Source organism: Microbacterium sp. W4I4, assembly GCF_030816235.1.
Classification (GTDB): domain Bacteria; phylum Actinomycetota; class Actinomycetes; order Actinomycetales; family Microbacteriaceae; genus Microbacterium.
Genome location: NZ_JAUSXT010000001.1, coordinates 658,471 through 681,759, shown reverse-complemented (window position 1 = coordinate 681,759; position 23,289 = coordinate 658,471). Strand labels below are relative to the sequence as shown.

Annotated in this window: 23 protein-coding genes and 1 pseudogene; 15 read left to right on the top strand and 9 right to left on the bottom strand. The window is 68.4% G+C overall.

Annotation, left to right across the window (positions count from 1 at the left end; all coding sequences use genetic code 11):
* The first annotated feature begins 306 nt into the window (after positions 1-306).
* Positions 307-3,831, top strand: a complete 3,525-nt coding sequence (gene smc, locus QF046_RS03230; RefSeq protein WP_307366142.1) for a chromosome segregation protein SMC — start codon at positions 307-309, stop codon at positions 3,829-3,831.
* A 117-nt stretch (positions 3,832-3,948) separates the two neighbouring features.
* On the opposite strand, the gene QF046_RS03225 is transcribed toward smc, so the two are convergent.
* A complete protein-coding gene (locus QF046_RS03225; RefSeq protein WP_307366140.1) occupies positions 3,949-4,233 on the bottom strand; it encodes a hypothetical protein in 285 nt (94 codons plus the stop codon).
* Entirely contained in the window at positions 4,233-4,634 is a 402-nt protein-coding gene (locus QF046_RS03220; protein WP_307366138.1) for a hypothetical protein, read from the bottom strand. Before QF046_RS03220 ends, QF046_RS03225 begins: the two co-directional genes overlap by 1 nt.
* Before the next feature lie 24 nt (positions 4,635-4,658).
* On the opposite strand from QF046_RS03220, the gene ftsY reads away from it, so the two are divergent.
* Together ftsY and QF046_RS03210 are read left to right on the top strand one after the other, a co-directional pair.
* Entirely contained in the window at positions 4,659-5,534 is an 876-nt protein-coding gene (gene ftsY / locus QF046_RS03215) for a signal recognition particle-docking protein FtsY (RefSeq protein ID WP_307366136.1), read from the top strand.
* Positions 5,535-5,572: 38 nt separating this feature from the next.
* Positions 5,573-6,073, top strand: a complete 501-nt coding sequence (locus QF046_RS03210) for a DUF2004 domain-containing protein (RefSeq protein ID WP_307366134.1) — start codon at positions 5,573-5,575, stop codon at positions 6,071-6,073.
* Here the strand turns inward: QF046_RS03210 and lipA are convergent.
* Positions 6,070-7,062, bottom strand: coding sequence for a lipoyl synthase (gene lipA, locus QF046_RS03205; protein ID WP_307366132.1), 993 nt, complete (start codon positions 7,060-7,062; stop codon positions 6,070-6,072). The genes QF046_RS03210 and lipA overlap by 4 nt on opposite strands.
* Positions 7,059-7,709, bottom strand: coding sequence for a lipoyl(octanoyl) transferase LipB (gene lipB, locus QF046_RS03200; protein WP_307366130.1), 651 nt, complete (start codon positions 7,707-7,709; stop codon positions 7,059-7,061). Before lipB ends, lipA begins: the two co-directional genes overlap by 4 nt.
* Positions 7,710-7,827: 118 nt before the next feature.
* On the opposite strand from lipB, the gene QF046_RS03195 reads away from it, so the two are divergent.
* Entirely contained in the window at positions 7,828-8,412 is a 585-nt protein-coding gene (locus QF046_RS03195; RefSeq protein ID WP_307366128.1) for a TetR/AcrR family transcriptional regulator, read from the top strand.
* A 31-nt stretch (positions 8,413-8,443) separates the two neighbouring features.
* Here the strand turns inward: QF046_RS03195 and QF046_RS03190 are convergent, their stop codons facing one another.
* Entirely contained in the window at positions 8,444-10,024 is a 1,581-nt protein-coding gene (locus QF046_RS03190; RefSeq protein ID WP_307366126.1) for a UDP-N-acetylglucosamine 1-carboxyvinyltransferase, read from the bottom strand.
* Positions 10,025-10,197: 173 nt separating this feature from the next.
* Between QF046_RS03190 and ffh the strand changes: the two genes are divergently transcribed.
* Positions 10,198-11,751, top strand: coding sequence for a signal recognition particle protein (gene ffh / locus QF046_RS03185; protein WP_307366124.1), 1,554 nt, complete (start codon positions 10,198-10,200; stop codon positions 11,749-11,751).
* A gap of 1 nt (position 11,752) precedes the next feature.
* On the opposite strand, the gene glpK is transcribed toward ffh, so the two are convergent.
* Positions 11,753-13,267, bottom strand: coding sequence for a glycerol kinase GlpK (gene glpK, locus QF046_RS03180; RefSeq protein ID WP_307366122.1), 1,515 nt, complete (start codon positions 13,265-13,267; stop codon positions 11,753-11,755).
* Positions 13,268-13,352: 85 nt separating this feature from the next.
* Positions 13,353-15,066: pseudogene (locus QF046_RS03175) on the bottom strand (glycerol-3-phosphate dehydrogenase/oxidase).
* Between the two features lie 111 nt (positions 15,067-15,177).
* On the opposite strand from QF046_RS03175, the gene QF046_RS03170 reads away from it, so the two are divergent.
* Complete coding sequence (locus QF046_RS03170) at positions 15,178-16,149, top strand: sugar-binding transcriptional regulator (protein WP_307366120.1); 972 nt, start codon at positions 15,178-15,180, stop codon at positions 16,147-16,149.
* A 9-nt stretch (positions 16,150-16,158) separates the two neighbouring features.
* Here QF046_RS03170 and QF046_RS03165 read toward each other — a convergent pair whose 3' ends face one another.
* A complete protein-coding gene (locus tag QF046_RS03165) occupies positions 16,159-17,304 on the bottom strand; it encodes a glutamate--cysteine ligase (protein ID WP_307366117.1) in 1,146 nt (381 codons plus the stop codon).
* A gap of 207 nt (positions 17,305-17,511) precedes the next feature.
* On the opposite strand from QF046_RS03165, the gene rpsP reads away from it, so the two are divergent.
* The 4 genes from rpsP to trmD are packed head-to-tail and all read left to right on the top strand — an operon-like array spanning position 17,512 to position 19,467.
* On the top strand, positions 17,512-17,943 hold the full coding sequence (gene rpsP / locus QF046_RS03160; protein WP_307366115.1) for a 30S ribosomal protein S16: 432 nt from the start codon (positions 17,512-17,514) through the stop codon (positions 17,941-17,943).
* A gap of 6 nt (positions 17,944-17,949) precedes the next feature.
* Positions 17,950-18,180 (top strand): RNA-binding protein, encoded by a 231-nt coding sequence (locus QF046_RS03155; protein ID WP_307366113.1) that lies wholly within the window; start codon positions 17,950-17,952, stop codon positions 18,178-18,180.
* The gene (gene rimM, locus QF046_RS03150; protein ID WP_307366111.1) at positions 18,164-18,757 is read left to right on the top strand and encodes a ribosome maturation factor RimM; all 594 of its coding nucleotides are present in this window, start codon (positions 18,164-18,166) and stop codon (positions 18,755-18,757) included. The genes QF046_RS03155 and rimM overlap by 17 nt, the downstream gene beginning before the upstream one ends.
* Before the next feature lie 2 nt (positions 18,758-18,759).
* On the top strand, positions 18,760-19,467 hold the full coding sequence (gene trmD, locus QF046_RS03145) for a tRNA (guanosine(37)-N1)-methyltransferase TrmD (RefSeq protein WP_307366109.1): 708 nt from the start codon (positions 18,760-18,762) through the stop codon (positions 19,465-19,467).
* Between the two features lie 29 nt (positions 19,468-19,496).
* Here trmD and map read toward each other — a convergent pair whose 3' ends face one another.
* A complete protein-coding gene (map, locus tag QF046_RS03140; protein ID WP_307366107.1) occupies positions 19,497-20,279 on the bottom strand; it encodes a type I methionyl aminopeptidase in 783 nt (260 codons plus the stop codon).
* 102 nt (positions 20,280-20,381) lie between these two features.
* Here map and QF046_RS03135 point away from each other — a divergent pair, with 102 nt between their 5' ends.
* From QF046_RS03135 to QF046_RS03115, 5 genes are all read left to right on the top strand, one after another.
* The gene (locus tag QF046_RS03135; protein WP_307366105.1) at positions 20,382-20,870 is read left to right on the top strand and encodes an MFS transporter permease; all 489 of its coding nucleotides are present in this window, start codon (positions 20,382-20,384) and stop codon (positions 20,868-20,870) included.
* A gap of 173 nt (positions 20,871-21,043) precedes the next feature.
* Positions 21,044-21,388, top strand: coding sequence for a 50S ribosomal protein L19 (rplS, locus tag QF046_RS03130; RefSeq protein ID WP_307366103.1), 345 nt, complete (start codon positions 21,044-21,046; stop codon positions 21,386-21,388).
* A 117-nt stretch (positions 21,389-21,505) separates the two neighbouring features.
* Positions 21,506-22,237: a signal peptidase I gene (gene lepB, locus QF046_RS03125; protein WP_307372678.1), complete on the top strand. Its 732-nt coding sequence runs from the start codon at positions 21,506-21,508 to the stop codon at positions 22,235-22,237.
* Positions 22,234-22,893 carry a ribonuclease HII gene (locus tag QF046_RS03120; protein WP_307366101.1) on the top strand — a complete coding sequence of 220 codons (660 nt, stop codon included), beginning with the start codon at positions 22,234-22,236 and terminating at the stop codon, positions 22,891-22,893. Before lepB ends, QF046_RS03120 begins: the two co-directional genes overlap by 4 nt.
* Before the next feature lie 12 nt (positions 22,894-22,905).
* A complete protein-coding gene (locus QF046_RS03115; protein WP_307366099.1) occupies positions 22,906-23,232 on the top strand; it encodes a DUF2469 family protein in 327 nt (108 codons plus the stop codon).
* Positions 23,233-23,289: the final 57 nt, after the last annotated feature.

Here is a 23,289-nt window from a genome sequence, read left to right as displayed (position 1 = left end):
TACGAGAGCGCGCTGGTGCGGAAGCCGAAGACGGAGAACGTCTGATCCGCGGCGCGCGAGGCGTGGGAGCCTGCGGCTGGTGGCGTGATGTTCGCGGTGATCATGAGCGTTCTCCTTTCGTGAGCGATCCGGTTTGCAAAGCTAGTGGATTCTCACAGCTGACGTCAAGCCATTTCTGTTCATCGGCGTGTCGCGTTTCGGATCGATCCGTCTCCTCGCCGCGCGGGATCCTGGTGCGAGGCCCGGATTCCGGTAGCGTGGCGGCGTGATTCTCCCCGGCCGACCAGCACGACGAACGGTGCGCGCATGCATCTGAAGAGCTTGACGCTCAAGGGCTTCAAGTCCTTCGCCCAGCCCACCTCGTTCGTCTTCGAGCCGGGCGTCACGTGCATCGTCGGGCCCAACGGATCGGGCAAGTCGAATGTCGTCGATGCGCTCGCCTGGGTGATGGGCGAGCAGGGTGCCAAGACCCTCCGCGGCGGCAAGATGGAGGACGTCATCTTCGCCGGCACCTCCACGCGCGGTCCGCTCGGACGCGCCGAGGTGAAACTCACCATCGACAACAGCGACGGTGCGCTGCCGATCGAGTACGCCGAAGTGACGATCAGCCGCACCCTGTTCCGCAACGGCTCCAGCGAGTACGCGATCAACGGCTCCAGTTGTCGACTGCTCGATGTGCAGGAACTGCTGAGCGATTCCGGGCTCGGGCGCGAGATGCACGTGATCGTGGGCCAGGGCCGTCTGGACACCGTCCTGCAGGCCTCGCCCGAAGACCGTCGCGGCTTCATCGAGGAGGCGGCAGGTATCCTCAAGCACCGCCGTCGCAAAGAGAAGACCATCCGCAAGCTCGATGCGATGGAGACCAACCTCACCCGTCTGAGCGACCTCGCGGGCGAGATCCGCAGGCAGCTCAAGCCGTTGGGCAAGCAGGCCGAGATCGCCCGCGAGGCGGCCGGTATCGCCGCGGTCGTCCGCGATGCCAAGGCGCGGATCTTCGCCGATGACGTCGTCGCGCTGCGCACAGCGCTGGCCGACCACACCCGAACCGAGAACGAACGGCACACCGAACGGCTGGTGCTTTCAGAGCAGGCCGACACCGTGCGCTCCGGCATCCAACGCCTCGAAGCGCAGCAGAACTCCGCCGCCGTCGATGAGGCACGTCGTGTCTCATTCGGGCTGGAGCAGGCCCAGGAGCGGATGCGGAGCCTGTACACCCTCGCCAACCAGCGCCTGGCGCTGCTCGGCACCGAGGACGACGACACCATCTCCGCGATCACGGTCACCCAGGACACTATCGACGAGGCAAAGGACGAGATCACACGCATCTCCGAGGGGCTGGGCGACGCGCAGGATGCCGCCGTGCTCGCCAGCCGCGAGGTCGTCGACGCGCGCGCAGAGCTGGACACGCTGGACGTGGACATCGCCGAGCAGAGCGCGCTGGTCTCCCAGTACGACATGCGGCTCAGCTCGTTGCGCGGGAACGCGGATGCCGCGGCATCCGCCCTCGCCGCCGTGCGCGGTGCCGTGGAGCGGCAGGCGAGCGCGTTGGAGGCCGCCCACGTGCGACGACGTGAGGCAGCCGAGGCCTTCGACTCGATCGCCGACGCCGAGGCACCCGAGGGGACGGCCGCGGAGTACGCGGCGGCGTACGACGAGGCGCAGAAGCAGGTCACCGAGGCCGAAGGCGAGCGCGATTCGCTGCGCGAACGACTGCACGAGGCAGAGCGCGAGGCCGACTCGCTGACGGCGAAGGCCGCCGCGCTCGGCAGCGCGCTGGCACTCTCCGGCGGCGCGGCCGAGATCGTGGCATCCGGCGCATCCGGGGTGCGCGGTCTGGTCGGAGACGCCGTGCAGGTGCGCGCCGGCTACGAGGCCGCGATCGCCGCCGTGCTCGGTCCGCTCACCGAAGGCGTGCTGGTCGACGACGTCGCCGCGGCGTTCGATCTGGTCTCCTCCGGGGGAGCGCGCGGAACGGTCGACTTCGTCATCGCCGACTCCGCAGTGGATGCGTCGCCCACCTCACCGGACACCCCGGGGACGGTGTCGGCGGCCGAGGTGGTCGATGCCCCCGCAGGTGTGCGCGGGATCCTGTCCGCGGTGCTGATCGCAGACGACCTCGCGGCGGCCCGTGCCGCGCGCAAGGTGCTCGACGCGCTTTCCGACACGCAGACCACGATCGTCACGAAGACCGGCGAAGTCATCACCGCCCACACGATGCGCGCCGGATCCGGAGAGGCGTCCCGCCTGGAGCTCGCCGCAGAGCGCGATGCGGCGACCGAACGCCTGGCGGACGTGCGGGTGACCGCCACCGAGCTGCGCGACGCGCGCGAAGGCGCCACCGAGCGCGTCGAGGAGACGCGCCGCCGCGCCAAGGAAGCCCTGCGCATGCTGCGCGAGCACGACGCCGAACTCGCCAGTCACGCCGAGCAGGTGAACCGGGTCACGGTGCAGCACGAGGCCGCGATCGCCGAGTGCGAGCGTCTGGAGTCCGGTCTCGCCCAGGCGCAGGCGGCCGTCGCGGATGCCGAGGCCGCCGCCACCCGCGCGCAGGGCGAGCTGGAAGCGTCGGAGTCCGAACCCCGCCCCGTCCTGGACGCCTCTGCCCGCGACGGTCTGCTGGAGGCGTTGGAAGCCGCTCGTGAGGGCGAGGTCCGTGCACGACTGGAGATCGAGACGCTCCGCGAGCGTGTCCGGGCCGCCCAAGCGCGCGTCGCCTCGCTGGAGCGCCAGCGCGCGCAGGAGCGGGATGCTGCGGCCGAGGCCGCGCGTCGTGCCGTCATCCGCCGTGCTCAGCGCGAGGCGGCATCCGCCGTCGCCGAGGAGGTCCCGCGCGTCCTGGACTCGATCGACCGCTCGGTGACCGAGGCGCGCGTCGCGCTGGCTGCCGCGGAGTCCGAACGTTCCGCGCACAACGAGGAGCTGTCGGCCCTGCGCGTGCAGGAGACCTCGCTGCGGGAACGACTGGCAGGCCTCACCGAGAGCGTGCACGGACTCGAGCTGCAGATCCACGAGAAGAAGCTCCACCTGACCAGCCTGCTGGAGCGCGTCGCCTCCGAGCTCGCACTCGACGAAGATATTCTCATTGCGGAATATGGTCCGGATCAGCCGGTTCCACGCGATCCGGGCGCGGAGGAGCAGGACGAGGACACCGAGATCCCCTTCGATCGCCGCATCCAGGAGCGCCGGCTGAAGGATGCTGAGCGCAAACTCGGACAGCTGGGGCGCGTGAACCCGCTCGCACTGGAGGAGTTCGCCGCGCTCGAGCAGCGGCACGCGTTCCTGACCGAGCAGCTGACCGACCTGACCAAGACCCGCCAGGATCTGCTCGCGATCATCGCCGAGCTCGACGAGCGGATGCAGGTGATCTTCGCCGCCGCGTTCGAGGACACCAAGCAGGCGTTCGGCGAGGTCTTCCCGCTGCTGTTCCCCGGCGGTTCGGGCAGCATCTCGCTCACGAACCCCGACGACATGCTCACCACCGGCATCGAGGTGGCCGTCCGTCCGGTCGGCAAGAAGATCGAGCGGCTCTCTCTGCTCTCGGGCGGTGAGCGCTCCCTGGCCGCGGTGGCGCTGCTCGTCGCGATCTTCAAGGCGCGCCCCAGCCCGTTCTACATCCTCGACGAGGTCGAGGCGGCCCTGGACGACGCGAACCTCGGACGACTGCTGACGGTGTTCGAGCAGCTGAGGGAGAACTCGCAGCTGCTGGTCATCACCCACCAGAAGCGCACCATGGAGATCGCGGATGCGCTGTACGGCGTGTCCATGCGGCAGGACGGCGTCTCTGCCGTCGTCGGTCAGCGCGTCGGCGACCGCGCCGCGGCAGCCGTCTGACGGCTGCGTCTCGTCGTCCGGAGCCTCAGCTGCTGTAGCGGCGTGTCGTGGCCTCCGGCGCGCCGACACGCCGCGTGACTCCGGACGACGAAACTGCTCGCCTGGTGTATGCCTCGGTCACAACGCAGCTTCGAAGGCGAGCGCTGCCTCGGCGAAGGCCGGCAGGTCCATCGGCCTGTGCTGGGCGCCGACCAGCACGACATGCTGCGCGCCGTCATCGACCAGCACCTTTGCGATCTGCTCGTACTCGTCGTTCCAGCCGCCGGTCACCACCAGGGTCGGGATGCCGTGCAGCATGCCAGCCCGTACGCCATGACCCCAGGGCAGGTTCGTCTTCGCCCACCTCTCCGCCACAGGATGCTCGCGCTCCCAGGCATCCGGCTCGAACGGTCCGCCGAACATCAGAGGACGCAGGATCGCCCAGAATGCCCTGAGGTCGCCAGGGATGCACTGGCGCAGCGTGCGCCGGTGGCATCCGCCTGTGCGCGTGCTTCCGTGACGATCCCGATGTGCCGTTCGATGGACTCCGCACCCCGGGCGATGTCGTACAGCGCCGGCTCGACCATGACCAGCCCCGCGATCCGCACCCGCCCGGACGCGAGCGCTACGGGCACCGCGCCGATCGAATGCGCGTAGAGGATCACGGGCTCCGAGCCGAAGTCCTGCGCGAGCAGGTGCGCCTGCTCCGAGACCGTCGAAGCGGGCGGAAACGAGACGAACTCGTCGGCCTTCTCACGGGCGCTCGGCCACGCGTCTGCTCCGCGTCTGCCCGCGCCGTGGACGTGCACTCGACGGATGCTCATGCCGACCATCGTAGGCTGGGGGGTATGGCGGAGAAATCGTGGTCCCTCGGTCGCGCACTGCGCGGCATGTTCGTCAAACCCACGATCGATGAGACGACGTGGGAGGACTTGGAGACCGCGCTGATCACCGCGGATTTCGGGCCCGACATCACCGAACAGCTGCTCGATGAGCTGCGCGACAAGGTCGAGAAGTATCGCACGACCGACCCGAAGGACCTGCAGCGCATGCTGCGGGAGACCCTGGAGGAGCGCTTCGCGAAGTTCGACACCACGCTCAAGCTCAGCGAGCGCCCCGCGGTCGTGCTGGTGGTCGGTGTGAACGGGGTCGGCAAGACCACCACCATCGGCAAGTTCACGAAGTTCCTGCGCGGATTCGAGCGCAGCGTTGTCGTCGGCGGTGCCGACACGTTCCGTGCCGCGGCGGTGGACCAGCTCGCCACGTGGGCGCAACGCGGGGGAGCGGCGATCGTCCGTCCCCAGCACGAGGGCCAGGATCCCGCATCCGTGGCGTACCAGACCGTCGAGTACGCGAAGCAGCAGGGCATCGAGATCGCGATCATCGACACCGCAGGGCGCCTGCACACCAAGGGCGGGCTCATGGACGAGCTGTCGAAGGTGCGCCGGGTGGTCGAGAAGCTCGCCCCGATCAGCGAGGTGCTGCTCGTGCTGGACGCCACGACAGGTCAGAACGGGGTGCTCCAGGCCGAGGCCTTCCTGCAGCATGCCGGTGTCACCGGCCTGGTGATCACCAAGCTCGACGGGTCGGCCAAGGGCGGATTCATCCTCGCCGTTCAGGAGCGCACCGGCATCCCGGTCAAGCTGCTGGGCCAGGGCGAGGGCATCGACGACCTCACCGGATTCACTCCGCACGTCTTCGTGCAGTCGCTCGTCGACGCGTAGGACTACCGGACAGACACAGAGGCTGGTTTCATAGCGATATGGCGATCGAACACGACTACTTCGGAGTTCTCTCCTCAGGGCCCGACGGGGCCATCTTCTGGACCGAGCGCGTCGATTTCGGTGACCAGTCCGTGACCGTCGACCTGACCGCGCCGGATCAGGACGATGTGTCACAGGCCGCGCTGGACGTGGCGGCGGGACTGATCGCGGGGATCGAGAACCTGGATGCTGTGGTGCGCCGGGCCATGCTCACCGAGGTCGACGACCGCACCAGTGAGGTCACCGAGTTCATCCTGCAGCAGCAGGAGGCCTACGGGGACGAGCTCGAGGATGTGCTCGTCGACGTGAGCGGCGACGGCCCGGTCGACATCATCCGCTCGCTCAGCCTGATGAGCATGACGATCCTCGTCGACGAGCACGGCGGATCCGATCCGTTCGCAGTGATGGAGTACGCGTTGGATGCGGATGCCACCGACGACGTGCTGCTCGTGAACCTCGCCGACGACGGCACGGTTCAGTCGATCATGAGCGCCGACTAGACCGCCTGCGCGAAGCCCAGGTCCGCACCTTCGGCGATGTGTGCGAGGTGGGCGGGGATCTCCCGTCCCTTCGACTGCATCGACTGAGCCCAGAGCCGCCCGGCGCGGTACGACGAGCGCACCAGGGGACCGGCGAGCACACCCAGGAACCCGATCCGCTCCGCCTCGGCCTTGAACCCGACGAACTCGTCGGGCCTGACCCAGCGCGCCACGGGCAGGTGGCGTGGAGTGGGACGCAGGTACTGCGTGATCGTGATGATGTCGCACCCGGCGTCGTGCAGATCCTGCAGCGCCTCGATGACCTCCGCAGGTTCCTCGCCCATGCCGAGGATGAGGTTCGACTTCGTGATGAGTCCGGCCTCGTGCCCCTGCGTGATCACGTTCAGGGAGCGCTCGTAGGTGAACGCCGGGCGGATGCGACGGAAGATCCGGGGCACGGTCTCGACGTTGTGGGCGAAGACCTCCGGCCGCGCGTCGAAGATCTGACCCAGGTACTCGGGATTGCCGCTGTGGTCGTTCGCGAGCAGCTCGACTCCGGTGTTCGGGTTCTGCGCGTGGATCTGCCGCACGGTCTCGGCGTTCAGCCACGCGCCCGTGTCGGGCAGGTCGTCGCGGGCGACACTCGTCACGGTCGCGTAGCGCAGGCCCATCCGGGTGACGCTCTCCGCGACCCTGCGCGGTTCGTCGACGTCGTAGGCCGCGGGCTTGCCGGTGTCGATCTGGCAGAAGTCGCAGCGCCTGGTGCACTGCGAGCCGCCGATCAGGAACGTGGCCTCACGGTCCTCCCAGCACTCGAAGATGTTCGGGCAGCCGGCCTCCTGACACACCGTGTGCAGGCCCTCCTCCTTCACGAGCGAGTGCAGTGCCTGATACTCCGGGCCCATCTTCGCCTTGGTGCGGATCCACTCGGGCTTGCGTTCGATCGGAGTCTCCGCGTTGCGGATCTCCAGGCGCAGCAGCTTGCGGCCCTCGGGTGCTGCGGCGCTCACGCGGCCACCTCCTGCCCTGACTCGGCGTACTCGGCGGCGAAGGCGTCGGCGACGGCCTGCACGATGTCGGCGGGGGAGACGTCGGCTCCCACGACCTCGCTCACAGTGGTCACACCGGCATCCGTGATTCCGCAGGGGATGATGCCGCTGAAGCCTGCGAGCGAGTTGTCGCAGTTGATCGCGAAGCCGTGCATGGTCACGCCCTGCTGCACGCGCACGCCGATGGCGGCCACCTTGTCCTCGGAGAGAGGCCTGCGCACCCAGACGCCGCTGCGACCCTCGACCTGATAGCCGTCGACGCCGAGTGGCTGCAGGATGCTGATCAGCAGCCGTTCCATGCGGCGCACGTGCGCGACGACGTCCATCGGCTCCTGCAGTCGAACGATCGGGTAGCCGACCAGCTGGCCGGGGCCGTGCCAGGTGATCTTGCCACCGCGGTCCACATCGACCACCGGCGTGCCGTCCTGCGGCCGTTCCTGGGGCTCGGTGCGCTTGCCGGCGGTGTAGACGGCCTCGTGCTCGAGCAGGAGGAGCGTGTCGCGTCGCGCACCGGCGACGACGTCGCGGTGGATGCTGCGCTGCAGCTCCCACCCGTCCAGGTAGGGGACGAAGTCCGGTGCGAGACCGGCGAAGCGGATGTCGAGCATGGGCACTCCCTCGTGACGGGACAGAAGTTGTTGGATGCAGTGCAAGAATAGTGCTGTGAACACCCTACGCCCGTTTCGGGGGCGCGGTGTGTCGGCTCCGGCGGCTACCATGACCTTCATGGCTTCGGAGACTCGCGCAGGACGCCCCCGCGCGTCATCGCGGGAGACCCTCGCCGAGGCGGCCTGCGAGCTGTTCCTCGAGCAGGGGTACGACGCCACGTCGATCGTCGACATCACGCGTCGCGCCGGCGTGAGCCGTTCGAGCTTCTTCAACTACTTCGACTCGAAGAGCGACGTGCTGTGGTCGGGGCTGGATGCGCGCATCGCCGTGGCGTCGGTGGCCCTGGCCGCACTGGGCACGGATGCCGACGGGCCCGCGGTCCGCGCGGCACTCGAACCGATTGTCCAGGACTTCGCCCCCGACCCGCTGGCGCTCGCCCTGCGCAACTCTGCGGCGATGGGCCTCGACTCCGAACTCCTCCGCGACACCGGCCTGCGTCATGCCCGGATCTCGTCCGCGGTCGCAGGCGCCGCCCGCAGCGCCGGCATCGACGACATCCGCGCCGACATCCTCGGCTCCGCGCTGGCCACCGCGGTGCTGTCGTCACTGCGGGTATGGGCCGAGCAGGGCGCCGGTCAGGCCTCGCTCGAAGCGCAGTTCGACGAGGCCCTCCGCAGCATCCACGATCTTCCCTGGGGCTGACGGGACGGACCCCGCCGGGCTCGTCCTCTGCTCAGTCGCGGAAGGGCGTGATCGCCGCACCGATCTCGTTCAGGCGCGACCACAGGCCCTCGTAGCCGCGCTCGATCACGGCGATGTTGCGCAGCACGCTGGTGCCCTTCGAGGCGAGCATCGCCAGCAGCAGGACCACGGCCGGGCGCAGTGCGGGCGGGCAGATCACGTCCGCCGCCGACCACCGGGTGGGGCCGGTGACGTCGAGGCGGTGCGGGTCGCGCAGGCGGATGTCGGCGCCGAGCCGGGTGAGATCGGAGAGGTGGATCGCCCGTCCCTCGTACACCCAGTCGTGGATGAGCGTGGTGCCCTCGGCGCTGGCGGCTATCACCGCGAAGAACGGCAGGTTGTCGATGTTGATCCCGGGGAACGGCATGGAGTGGATCTTGTCGACGGGGGCGTGCATGGTCGATGGATGCACGGTGAGGTCGACCAGTCGCGTGCGTCCGTTGGCGCCCGGGTACTCGGGGGTGAGGTCATACTGCAGGCCCATCTCGGTGAGCACGCCCAGCTCGATCTCCATGAACTCGATCGGCACGCGCTTCACGGTGATCTCCGACCCGGTCACGATGCCGGCGGTGAGCAGGGTCATGGCCTCGACCGGATCCTCTCCGGGCCAGTAGTCGACGTCCTCGTCGATCTCGCTCCTGCCGTGGATGCGCAGGGTGGTGGTGCCGACTCCCTCGATGCGGATGCCCAGCAGCTCCAGGTAGAAGCACAGGTCCTGCACCATGTAGTTCGGGCTGGCGTTGCGGATGACCGTCACGCCGTCGCGGCCGGCGGCCGCCATGATCGCGTTCTCGGTGACCGTGTCGCCGCGCTCGGTGAGCACCACGTGCAGCTCGTCGTCGCCGACCTCGGTCACGGTCGCCCGGTACCAGCCCGTGGTCGCCTCGACCGACAGGCCGAAGCGTCGCAGCGCCAGCATGTGCGGCTCGACCGTGCGGGTGCCGAGGTCGCAGCCGCCCGCGTAGGGGAGGGAGAACTCCTTGTGGCGGCCCAGCAGCGGGCCGAGGAACATGATCACGCTGCGCGTGCGGCGCCCGGCGTCGGCGTTGATCGCGCTGAGGTCGAGCTGCTGGGGCACCCGGATCTCCAGGTCCTCGCCGTTCTCGGACCATACGGCCGAGACGCCGAAGCTGCGCAGCACGTCGAGGATGCGATCGACCTCGACGATACGGGCCACGCGGTGCAGGGTGGTGCGCCCGCGGTTGAGCAGGCTCGCGCACAGCAGAGCGACCGCTCCGTTCTTGCTGGAGTTGACAGTGATCGACCCACTCAGTCGTCGTCCGCCCTGCACGCGGATGTGCTGGCTGGTGCTGGGCTGACCGAGGGTGAGGATCTCGTTGCCCAGCGCGGCGTTGACGCGTGCGAGCAGCTCGAGGGTGAGGTTCTGTCCGCCGCGCTCGATGCGGTTGATCGCGCTCTGGCTGGTGCCGACCCGAGCGGCGAGCTGCGCCTGGGTGAGGTTCTGGGCGACGCGGGCGTCGCGGATCAGGCGGGCTGCGGTGGTCTGCAGCGGCTCCTCCGAATCGGGGGTGCTGTCGCTGCGGGGTGCTGACCGTACGGAATCCATCGTCATGGTCGCAAATATACCGGCTGTGAGATACCAAGGGCGCCGAATTGGCTGATCCGGCATCCTGAGTGCGTTGGCGAGCGCGTGCGCACGTCGTATGCGAGATTCCACCGCGGCGGGCGGCCAGAACGCCTCCCTGCGCTGCGACAGGGCTGTGCTCCCGTAGAATCGAGGGCACCATGGCTACATTTGGCACGCTCTCCGATCGGCTCACCGAGACCTTCCGCAATCTGCGCACGAAGGGAAAGCTGAGCCCCGCCGACGTCGACGGCACCGTCCGCGAGATCCGTCGGGCTCTGCTCGATGCCGACGTCGCTCTCGTCGTCGTGAAGGACTTCACTGCCAAGGTGCGCGAGCGCGCCCTGAGCGACGAGGTCAGCAAGGCGCTGAACCCCGCGCAGCAGGTCGTCCAGATCGTCAACGAGGAGCTCGTCGCGATCCTCGGCGGCGAGCAGCGCCGGCTGGAGTTCGCGAAGACCCCGCCGACCGTCATCATGCTCGCGGGCCTGCAGGGTTCGGGAAAGACGACCTTCGCGGGCAAGCTCGCCCGCCAGCTGCAGGCCGACGGCCACACGCCGCTGCTGGTCGCCGCCGACCTGCAGCGTCCGAATGCCGTGACCCAGCTGCAGGTCGTCGCGGAGCGCGCCGGCGCGACCGTCTTCGCCCCGGAGCCCGGCAACGGCGTGGGCGACCCCGTTCAGGTCTCGAAGGCCGGCGTCGAGCATGCCCGCCGTCAGCAGCACGACGTGGTCATCATCGACACCGCCGGTCGCCTCGGTGTGGACGCCGAGCTGATGAAGCAGGCCTCCGACATCCGCAAGGCCACCGATCCCGACGAGGTCCTGTTCGTCATCGACGCGATGATCGGTCAGGATGCCGTGAACACGGCGAAGGCCTTCCAGGAGGGCGTCGACTTCACCGGTGTCGTGCTCTCCAAGCTCGACGGCGACGCACGCGGTGGCGCGGCGCTGTCGGTGGCATCCGTCACCGGACGCCCGATCATCTTCGCCTCCACGGGCGAGAACCTCGAAGACCTCGAGCCCTTCCACCCCGACCGCATGGCGAGCCGCATCCTCGACCTCGGTGACATCCTGACCCTCATCGAGCAGGCCCAGCAGGCCTTCGACGAGGAAGAGGCCATGAAGATGGCCGAGAAGCTCGCGACCGAGGCCTTCACCCTCGAGGATTTCCTCGACCAGCTTCAGCAGATGAAGAAGATGGGCTCGATGAAGAAGATGCTCGGGATGCTCCCGGGCATGGGCCAGATGAAGCAGCAGCTCGACGACTTCGACGAGAAGGAGATCGACCGCACCGAGGCCATCATCCGCTCTATGACCCCGACTGAGCGCCGCACACCCAAGCTGCTCAACGGCTCGCGCCGCCTGCGCATCGCCAAGGGATCCGGTATGACCGTCACCGACGTCAACCAGCTCGTCCAGCGCTTCGAGCAGGCCGCGAAGATGATGAAGACCGTCGCCCGCGGCGGCACCCCGCAGATCCCCGGCATGGGCCCGATGGGCAAGCCCGGCGCGTCGACCAAGCGCGGCAAGAAGGGCGCCAAGAGCAAGAGCGGCTCCCGTTCCGGCAACCCCGCCAAGCGCGCCGCCGAGAACGCCGGGCTCCCGACGGCCGCCTCCAACCCGACCGGTTCCGGCTTCGGACTCGGTGGCGGTCAGAAGGCTCCGACCGAGGCCGACCTGGCCGAGATCCAGAAGCTCTTCGGCAAGAACTGACTCAGCGCACGTCCTCGTCGACCCAGTCCATCGACTTGGTGACGGCCTTGCGCCACAGGCGCAGCTGACGATCGCGCTCGTCGGCTGCCATAGTCGGCTCCCACCGTCGGTCCTCCTGCCAGTTCGCGGACAGCTCGTCGAGGTCGCTCCAGAAGCCGACGGCGAGCCCGGCGGCGTATGCGGCGCCCAGTGCGGTGGTCTCGGCCACCTTCGGGCGCACGACACTGACCCCCAGCACATCGGCCTGGAACTGCATGAGCGCATCGTTGGCGACCATGCCGCCATCCACCTTCAGTTCCTTCAGCTCCACTCCGGCATCCGCGTTCACCGCGTCCAGCACGTCTCGGGTCTGGAACGCGACGGCCTCCAGCGCCGCACGGGCGATGTGGTTGCGGTTGGCGAAGCGGGTGAGGCCCACGATCGCGCCGCGGGCATCCGGGCGCCAGTAGGGGGTGAACAGGCCGGAGAAGGCGGGGACGATGTAGACGCCGCCGTTGTCCTCCACCAGCGAGGCCAGCTCCTCGACCTCGGGTGCGGAAGAGATCAGACCCAGCTGGTCGCGGAGCCACTGGATCAGCGAGCCCGCGACGGCGATGGAGCCCTCCAGTGCGTAATGGGTCGGGGCGTCGCCGAGCTTGTAGCCGACTGTGGTCAGCAGCCCGTTCTTCGAACGGACGATCTCCTCGCCGGTGTTGAAGATCAGGAAGCATCCGGTGCCGTACGTGTTCTTGCTCTCGCCGGCGCGGAACGCCGCCTGCCCGAACGTCGCCGCCTGCTGGTCGCCCAGGATGCCGGCGATCGGGGTCTCGCGCAGCAGCGACGAGTTCTCCGCCGTGCCGTACACCTCCGACGACGAGCGGATCTCCGGCAGCATCGAGGCCGGCACCCCGAAGGCCTTCAGGATGTCGTCGCGCCACTGCAGCGTCTCCAGATCCATGAACATGGTGCGCGACGCGTTGGTCACGTCCGTGGCATGCACACCGCCGTCCACTCCGCCGGTGAGGTTCCACAGCACCCAGGTGTCGGTCGTTCCGAACATCAGCTCGCCGGCATCCGCCCTCTCTCGTGCTCCGTCGACGTTCTCGAGGATCCAGGCGACCTTCGTGCCCGAGAAGTATGTCGCCAGCGGCAGTCCGACGAACTCGGCGAAGCGATCGATCCCGCCGTCCGCCGCAAGGCGATCCACGATCTCCTGGGTGCGGGTGTCCTGCCAGACGATCGCGTTGTACACCGGCTCGCCCGTCGCACGGTCCCACACCACGGCGGTCTCGCGCTGGTTGGTGATCCCGACGGCGGCGATGTCGTGCCGGGTCAGATGCGCGCGGGTCAGGGCCAGGCCGATGACCTCCTGCACGTTCTGCCAGATCTCCGCCGGGTCGTGCTCGACCCAGCCGGCGCGCGGCAGGATCTGCTCGTGCTCCTTCTGACCGGATGCCACGACGGCACCCGCGTGATCGAAGATGATCGCCCGGCTGGACGTCGTGCCCTGGTCGATCGACAGAACGTACTCGGCCATGCTGCTCTCCTTCAGCGGGACATCGGTGACCCGCATTCTTTCATCGTCGCCTCGGTCGCGCCCGGACCGCGGTCATCCCACGATCTCAGCGGCGCGCGGGAACCTCGAGCGACAGGCCGTGCGCGTCGTTGAGGATCTGGACGGATGCCTCGACCTCCGCGTCGCGGCGGTCGGCATCCCAGCCCATCAGCGGTGCGAGCGCGTCCGCGAGCTCTCCGAGGAGCGCACCCGTCGCGTCGCCCGTGAACGCGATGCTGGTGCGGCGCAGCACGACATCCGCGAGCCGCACGACCATCTCGTTCTCGACCATCCACTCCAGTTCGCGCATCGAGAGCGCGCCGCCTGCGAGCGGCTGATCCTGCCCCTGCTCGATGTGCTGCCACACCTGGGCGGCACGCGTCCCGTATCGGGTGAGGAGCTGATCTCCGCGGGCGGCATCCGCTCCAGGCAGGTTCGTGCGCTTCCATGCGGCACGCGCACGGGTGGTGCGGGGGAAGCCGTGGCCGCCGCCGATCGGCAGTCCCTCGGTCGACACGAAGCGCGTGCGCCCCAGCAGAGCCAGGGTGCGGTCGGCGAGGTGCTCGCCCAGGGCGCGGAAGGTGGTCCACTTGCCGCCGACCAGGCTCAGCATCGGGGCCGCCTGGGTCTCATCGAGCTCGATGCGGTAGTCGCGCGACACGAAGCCGGGCGCGGTGTCCTCATGACGGGGGAGCGGGCGGATGCCGGAGAACCGGTAGATGATCTGGTCGCGGTCCACCTCGATGGCGGGGAACACGTGGCGGATCAGGTCGAAGAAGTAGTCGACCTCCTCCTCGGTGCAGCGCGCAGGCTCACGGGGATCCGCCTCGATGTCGGTGGTGCCGACGAGCACCTTGCCCTTGAGCGGGTAGATGAGCACGATGCGGCCGTCGGAGTGCTCGAAGAAGATCTCGCGCCCCTGGGTCGCCGCCAGCAGTTCCGGGTGATCGAGCACGATGTGCGAGCCCTTGGTCCCGCCCCATGAAGCGGGTCGGCTCGCCGAGCGCGTCGTTGGTGAGATCCGTCCACGGGCCGGAGGTGTTCACGATGACGTCCGCGCGGACGGTGAACTCCTCGGCGGTCTCCCGGTCGCGCAGCGTCACGGAATCGGCATCGCGTCCGACGGCCTCGACGTAGTTCAGCGCGTAGGAGCCGGCGTTCGCGGAGCGGCCGTCCTGCAGCACGTCCAGCGCCAGACGCTCCGGATCGTGCATGGAGGCGTCGTAGTACGTGGCGGTGTACTTGATCTTCGGGTCGAGGTGGGGGAGCTCCGCCAGCGACGAGGTGCGCCCGAGGAAGCGGTGCCGCGGCACGGCGCCGCCGTCGCGCGAGAACGTGTCGTACAGCGTGAGGCCCGCCTTGATGAGCAGCGCGCCGCGCTCCTGAGGCTTGCCGCTGCGGTGCGTCAGGAAGCGGAGCGGAGCGGAGAGGATGCCGGAGAAGGTCGAGTAGATCGGGATCGTCGTCTCGAGGGGCTTGACGTAGTGCGGCGCGATGTGGAGGAGCCCGTTGCGCTCGCGCACGGATTCGCGCACCAGGCGGAACTCGCCGTTCTCCAGGTAGCGGATGCCGCCGTGGATCATGTGGCTGGATGCCGAGGATGCACCGCCGGCGAAGTCCCCGCGATCGACGATCACGGCGTCGACTCCCTGCAGGGCCAGATCGCGGAACAGCGAGATGCCGTTGATGCCCGCGCCGATGATCAGGACGGTGGTCCGCCCCGCATCGCGCACGGTTGCCAGTTCGCTGTCCCGGCGTGACTGCCGTGTGGTGTCGACCATGATCTCTCCCTCGTCCGTGCTTCCTCGACGGTGCTTCCAGCATCCGCCGCATGACAGAATCATGCAAACGGCGTGCACGAATGTGCACGCAGATCCCCGGAGGTGGTCAGGATGACTGCGGATGCCGGTCGGCACGACGCCAGGATGCACGCCGCGCTCACGGCGGCGAAGCTCTACTACCTGCAGGACATGACGATGGATGCCATCGCCACCGAGCTGGAGACATCGCGGTCCTCCGTGTCCAGACTGCTCACGCACGCCAGGGACACCGGACTGGTCGACATCCGCATCAACTCGCCGTTCGAGCGCGTGGGGGAGTTGGAGGAGCAGCTGCGCACCCGCTTCCGGATCGCCGCGCACATCGTGCCGATGTCGGGGATCGTCAGCGACGTCGAGCGCCTGGAACGGGTGGGCCTCACGGCAGGGCGACTGCTCTCGCAGTTCATCGAGTCGAACATGACGGTCGGCATCGCCTGGGGGTCCACGATCAGCACGGTGAGCCGGTCGCTCGTGCAGAAGGAGACCCACGGCACCACATTCGTGCAGCTCAACGGGGCGGGCAACATCCAGACCAGTGGGCTGGAGTACTCCAGCGACATCCTGCAGCGCTTCGGCGCCGCGTTCGGGGCGCAGGTCGAGCAGTTCCCGGTGCCGGCGTTCTTCGACAACCCCGACACCCGCGAGGCGATGTGGCGCGAGCGCAGCACCCGCCGTGTGCTGACGTTCCAGTCCTCGATGGACATCGCCGTGTTCGGCCTGGGTTCCCCGCAGGCCGAGGTACCCAGCCGGGTCTATGTGGGCGGCTATCTCGGCCGCGACGACTACCGGAGCCTGCGCGAGGACGGCGCGATCGGCGACGTGGCGACCGTCTTCTTCCGCGCGGACGGCAGCTGGAAGGACATCCGCCTGAACGCCCGATCGACCGGTCCCGGCCTGGATCGACTGAGGCGCGTCCCGCGGCGGGTCTGCGTGGTCTCCGGCACGGCGAAACTCGGCTCGCTGCGCGCGGCCTTCGCCGCCGGCATCGTCACGGACGTCGTGCTGGACGAGACACTCGCGCGATTGCTCGTCGACGAGCGCTGAGGGGCGGTCTCACTCGACCGAACGCTCCGGACCCGCCCGGAACTCGCGGATCAGATGCTGCACGACCTCCCGCAGGTCGCCGTTCGCCGCATCCGCCGCCTCCAGCTGACGGGCGTAGCTCGCGCCGCCCTGCAGGATGCTGCGGATGCCGTCGAGCTCTCGGGCGCAGCCGAGATCGCGCGCGATGGGCAGCAGATCCTCGACCACTGCGCCGATGTGCTCGCGCACCGGCACCTGGGAGCCGGCGCGATCGACGATGACCCTGGCATCCAGCCCGTACCGGGCGGCGCGCCACTTGTTCTCACGGTGGAACCAGGACTGCAGCGTCGGCAGCTCGCGCCCCTCGTCGAGCTCGCGGGAGAAGAACTCCACCAGGGTCTGGGTGAGCGCGGCGACGGACGCGAGCTCGGTCAGCGTGGACATCCCGTCGCAGGCGCGCACCTCGATCGTTCCCCAGCGCGGAGCGGGGCGGATGTCCCAGCGGATCTCGGACGGGTCGGCCATCACCCCGGTGCGGGTCATGTCGTCGACGAAGGACTCGAACTCCGACCAGGTCTCGATCGCCCACGGCAGCCCCGCGGTGGGCAGCTGCTGGAAGACGAGCGAGCGGTTGGAGGCGTAGCCGGTGCGCTCACCCGCCCAGTACGGGCTCGACGCGGACAGCGCCTGCAGATGGGGGAGGAACGCCGACAGCGCGCCGATGATCGGCAGCACCTTGTCGCGGTCGTCGATTCCGACGTGCACGTGGATTCCCCAGATCATCATGTTCCGCCCCCACCACTGGGTGCGCTCGATGAGCTTGTGATAGCGCGTCTTGTCGGTGACGCGCTGGTTGAACCACTGCGCGTACGGGTGGCTTCCGGCCGACAGCAGCTCGATTCCGGCGGGATCGGTGGACCGGCGCACGGCGGCGATCGCCGCGGCGATGTCCTCCACCGCATGCGAGACGCTGCTGCCGACGCCGCTGGTGACCTCGATGGTGTTGGTGAGCAGCTCGCCGGTGACCGTGTACCGCTGCGGCGCGCTCTCCTCCTCGAGAAGGGTCAGCAGCTCCGGGGCGCGCCCGACCAGGTCTCCCGTGACGGGATCGGCGAGCATGACCTCCCACTCCAACCCGACGGTGGAGCGCGGAGACGAGGCGAATTCGATCGGCACGGGCACATTCTGACACGCGGCAGGCCGCCGAACCGCGCGTCGTGTCGCGTCGTTTCGCGGTGTGCGCCGAGATCTGGCAGAATGAAGGGTCGGAAGGCTGCTCGACCCTCTAATCCAGCATCCCTCCCCCCCTCAGAGCTTCCGCCGGGTGTGCACCCCACGCTCCAGGCGTCGTTCATCTTCCTTTCCACACCATTCAGGAGAATCGTGGCTGTCAAGATCCGTCTCAAGCGCTTCGGCAAGATCCGTGCGCCCTACTACCGTGTCGTCGTCGCCGACTCCAAGACCAAGCGCGACGGTCGCGTGATCGAGGAGATCGGCAAGTACCACCCGACCGAGCAGCCCTCGTTCATCGAGATCGACTCGGAGCGCGCGCAGTACTGGCTGTCCGTCGGCGCGCAGCCGACCGAGCAGGTCGCCGTGCTGCTCAAGCTCACGGGCGACTGGGGCAAGTTCAAGGGCGACAAGGACGCGAAGTCCACCGTCCAGGTCAAGGAGCCCAAGGCTCCCTTCGAGATCGACGCGGCCAAGAAGTCGGTCGTCAAGCCCAAGATCGAGAAGAAGGAGACTCCTGCTGAGGAGGCTCCTGCCGCTGCTGACGCGGAGGCCGCTGAGGCCCCCGCCGCCGACGCAGAGTAATCCGCCGTGCTCGCCGCCGCGCTCGAACACATCGTCAAGGGGATCGTCGATCACCCGGAGGATGTCCGCATCACCGCATCCGAATCGCCCCGGGGCGATCTGCTCGAGGTGCATGTGCACCCGGATGACCGTGGTCGCGTGATCGGGCGCGGCGGCCGCACAGCCAAAGCGCTGCGCACCCTCATCGCCGCCCTCGCCGACGGACGTCGTGTCCGCGTCGATGTCGCGGACGACTGACGTGGCCAGCGAGAAGAACCAGCTTCGCGTCGGCCGCCTGCTCAAGGCGCACGGGCTCAAGGGCGCGTTCAAGCTCGAGCTGTACACCGACAATCCCGAGCGCCGTTTCGTACCGGGTGCCGAGTTCACGCTGCAGGTGCCGGAGGCATCCGCGTGGCACGGCAAGACCGTCACGATCCGCGAGTACCGGGTGATGAACGGCAACTCGGTCGTCTTCCTCGACGGAATCGACGACCGCAGCGCCGCAGAGACCCTCGTCCGCGCCATCCTCTGGATGGATGAGGACGACGAGGTCGAGGACGACGCCTGGTACTCGCACCAGCTGATCGGGCTGGATGTCGTCCGCGACGACGTCGTGCTCGGCCAGATCCTGCGCGTCGAGCACATGCCCGCCCAGGACCTGCTGATCGTCAAGACCGACACCGCAGAGGTCATGGTCCCGTTCGTGGAGGCCATCGTGCCCTCGGTCGACATCGCGGCCGGACGAGTGATCGTCACCCCGCCGCCCGGGCTGTTCGAGGAGCTTCCGGCTCCGGATGCCGCCGCTTCCGACGACACCTCCGCCGCATCCGACTGAGCATGCGTCTCGACGTCGTCTCGATCTTCCCGTCGTACTTCGACGGGTTGACGCTGTCGCTGCTCGGCAGGGCGCAGGAGACCGGCATCCTGGACCTGAATGTCCACGACCTGCGGGACTGGGCGCACGATCGGCATCGCACCGTCGACGACACGCCCTACGGCGGCGGCGCCGGCATGGTCATGAAGCCCGAGCCCTGGGGCGAGGCGCTCGACCAGCTGGCCTCTTCCGGGAATGGGTCCCTGAGCTTGTCGAAGGGCGCGCCCACCATCATCTTCCCCTCGCCCGCGGGCGAGGTGTTCACTCAGGCGACCGCCCGCGACCTCGCGACCCGCGAGCACCTGATCTTCGGCTGCGGACGCTACGAGGGCATCGACGAGCGCGTCTTCGAGTACGCCGCATCGCTGGGCGAGGTGCGTCTGATCAGCCTCGGCGACTATGTGCTCAACGGGGGAGAGGTCGCCGTCATGGCGATGGTCGAGGCGATCGGCCGACTGATCCCCGGTGTCGTCGGCAACCCCGAGAGCCTCGTCGAGGAGTCGCACGAGGACGGCCTGCTCGAGTACCCCTCGTTCACGAAGCCCGCGATGTGGCGCGACCGCGAGGTGCCGCCGATCCTGCTCAGCGGCAACCACGGCGCGATCGCCGCATGGCGCCGCGACCAGCAGCTCGAGCGCACGCGCGCGCGTCGTCCCGACCTGCTCGACTGAGCGCCACCGCGCCGGCGAAAGCAGCCGTGTCAGTCGACGCCGAGGAACGACCGGTCGGTGAGCACGATCGGGCCGTCCTTCGTGACAGCCACGGTGTGCTCCGAGTGCGCCCCGCGAGAGCCGTCGGCGCTGCGCAGCGTCCAGCCGTCGGCATCCGTGCGCAGCACATCGGTGGTGGCCAGGAACCAGGGCTCCAGGGCGAAGACCAGGCCCTCGCGCAGCGGGAACCCGCGGCCTGCGCGGCCGTCGTTCGGCACATGCGGGTCGCCGTGCATGATGCGCCCGACGCCGTGACCGCCGAAGTCGGTGTTGATCGAGTAGCCCTCGCCGTGCGCGACGGCGGCGACGGATGCCGAGATGTCGCCGATCCTGTTGCCGATGACGGCCGCCTCGATCGCCGCGTCCAGGGCGCGCTCGGTGGTGTCGATCAGGCGCAGGTCCTCATCGCGCGGCGTACCGACGACGAACGAGACCGCCGAGTCGGCGACCCAGCCGTCCACGGAGACGGCGAAGTCCAGAGAGACCAGGTCGCCGTCGCGCAGCGTGTAGTCGTGGGGGAGGCCGTGCAGCACCGCGTCATTGATCGAGGTGCAGATGACCTTTCCGAAGGGCCCGTTTCCGAACGACGGCGCGTAGTCGATGTAGCAGGACTCCGCCCCGGCCTTGCGGATGAGCTCGTGCGCATGGCGGTCGATCGAGAGCAGGTTGGTGCCCACTTTCGTCTCGTCGCGCAGCGTCGCCAGCGTCTCGGCGACGAAGCGGCCTGCGGCTCGCATCTCGTCGATCTCGGCCGGAGTGCGCAGTTCGATCATGGGGAAGATCCTCTCGTCAGCATCCATTCTCCCCGATGCGCGCACCTCAAGCTCACAGCGAACCCCTGACCCGGGCCGTGCTCGCAGACGTAGTATCGGATCATGTGGTTGCGTCAGGCGTTCTTCCGGTGGCTCCTGCCGGCGGCCTTCGTGCTGCCGCTGTGGATCTTCATCGGCTGGGCGATCTTCGGCCAGAACGCCTGGGCCCTGCTGTGGGTGCTCGTCATGGCGATGCCGGCGGTCTTCGCGGGCCAGCTGGTCCTCACCCTGCTGACGCGCTCGCGTCCGTCCGTGCGCGCAGAACGCGCGCTGTCCTGGTGGGACGTCGCCGGATTCATGGTCTGGCATGTGCTGACGATCGCTGTCGGGCTGTTCCTCGACGGCGGCTTCGGCTGGCTGCTGACCGGCGCGATCATCGCCGCGATCGGTCTGTTCTGGCTGCAGCTCTGGCAGCTCTGGAACGAGGCAAGAGGCGCCGGCGTGCGCATCCGCGAGACGGTGAGCTGGAGCACAGCACCCCGGATGGACGGTCCGCGGGCGCAGGCGGAACCTGACGTGATCGTGCTCGAGGAGCATCGTCGGCGCGACTGAGCGCGGGGGTGGTTCGCTCTTCGCCCGATCCATGGCAGAATGGATGCTTGTGCCGTAATCCGGTTCTGCCTCAGGGGAGCCCGCGGACGCCTTGCGCGCCGCTCGACACACACCCGTTCTTGTTCCTTTGAATTCATGTACCCGACCTGTGGCGGGTGCAGAGAGAGACGATCATGCAGATCCTTGACGCCGTCGACGCGGCATCGCTCCGTTCCGACATTCCTGACTTCAACCCCGGTGACACCGTCAAGGTGCACGTGAACATCACCGAGGGCAGCCGTTCGCGTGTCCAGGTGTTCCAGGGCGTCGTCCTCGGTCGCCAGGGCGACGGTGTGCGCGAGACGTTCACCGTCCGCAAGATCAGCTTCCAGGTCGGCGTCGAGCGCACCTTCCCGGTGCACTCGCCGGTGCTCGAGCGCATCGAGGTCGTCACCCGCGGTGACGTGCGTCGCGCGAAGCTGTACTACCTGCGCAACCTGCGCGGCAAGAAGGCGAAGATCAAGGAGAAGCGCGGCTGACGCGCATAACCCTCATGGAACCCCGGGACACTCGTCCCGGGGTTCTGTCGTTCGTCCCCGGATGTGCGACGCTGGTAGCTGCCGTCATCGTGCGGCGGGAAGAAGAAGAGAGTGCAGATGACAGCCGACGCCGCCGAAACCGCGGATAATCCGCCCCGGCGGCGAGGGGCGCTGGCATTCCTGCGGGACGTCATCGTGATCATCCTCATCGCGGCGCTCGTGTCCTTCGTCGTCAAGACCTTCGTCGTCCGATCCTTCTACATCCCGTCCGGGTCGATGGAGCGCACACTGCTGATCAACGACCGCATCCTCGTCGATGAGCTCACACCACGCTGGGCGGGGTACGAGCGCGGTGACGTCGTCGTCTTCGAGGATCCGGGCGGCTGGCTGCCTCCCGCCCCGCAGCGGCCCGCACAGCCCCCGCTCGTCGCGGCGACTGACTGGGTGCTCACCTTCGTGGGGCTGTCGACGTCGGATGCGCAGAACCACCTCGTCAAGCGAGTGATCGGCCTCCCCGGCGATCACATCGTGTGCTGCAACGCGCTCGGGCAGATCACCGTCAACGGATCGCCGATCGACGAGCTCTCCTACCTCAACCTTCCTCAGGGCGACACCGCTGCATCCAACTCCGACTTCGACGTGACCGTTCCGGCGAACTCGATCTGGGTGATGGGCGACAACCGTGATCGCTCTCAGGATTCGCGCGCCCACCAGGAGCTGCCCGGCGGCGGCTTCGTGCCGTTGGACGACGTCGTCGGACGCGCGTTCCTGACGACCTGGCCGCTGGATCGGTTCGGGCTCATCGACACGCACGACGAGGTCTTCCGAGCGGTGCCGGAGCCGAGATGACCGTCGTCGCGCCCACCCTGCGGCTGGAGCGGATGCTGCTGAAGGAGTGCGATCTGATCATCGCGCTCGACGAGGTGGGGCGCGGAGCGCTGGCAGGACCGGTCGCGGTCGGTGCCGCGGTGATGGATGCCGCGGGGGCTCGCCGCCGGGTGCCCGAGGGGCTGCGCGATTCGAAGCTCATCACGGAGCCCCGTCGGCCCGCGATGGCCGAGCGCGCCCGCGACTGGGTGATGGCGTCCGCCGTCGGCTGGGCGAGCGCTGCGGAGATCGATCAGGTCGGCATCATGCGCGCGCTCGGCCTCGCGGCCTCCCGCGCCGTGCAGGGCGTCGTCGACCTCGGTGCCTCCTTGGACCGGACCCTGGTCGTGCTCGACGGCAATCACGACTACGTGTCACGGGTGCATCCCGAGCCGCTGACCGTCCGCACAGTGGTCAAGGGCGACCGCGACTGCGCCTCGGTCTCGGCGGCCTCGGTCATCGCGAAGGTGGCCCGTGACGACCTGATGGTGAGCCTGCACCCCGATCATCCCGACTATCAGTGGGACCGCAACAAGGGCTATGCCAGCCTCGAGCATCGTCGTGCGATCAGCGAGCGGGGCCTGTCCCCGCTGCACCGCGCATCCTGGGCGATCGCCGATGCTCCGACTCTCTTCTAGACTGGGACCACCATGGATGAAGATTCCTTCGACGACTACGACCGCGAACTCGAACTCGCCCTCTTCCGCGAGTACCGGGATGTGGTGGCGCAGTTCCAGTTCGTCGTCGAGACGGAGCGCCGGTTCTACCTGGCCAACGAGGTCAACGTCGTCCGTCGCGACACCGAGAACGACTTCTACTTCGAGATCTCGATGAAGGACGTGTGGGTGTGGGACATCTACCGCGCCGACCGGTTCGTGAAGGCCGTGCGCGTGCTGACGTTCAAGGACGTCAACGTCGAGGAGCTGCAGCGTCGCGAGTTCGAACTGCCCGACGAGCTCTCGCTCGACGGCAAGTGACCCCACTGGTTTCCACATCTCACTGATTCCGGTGAGTTCTCCCCAGACGCTGTGATC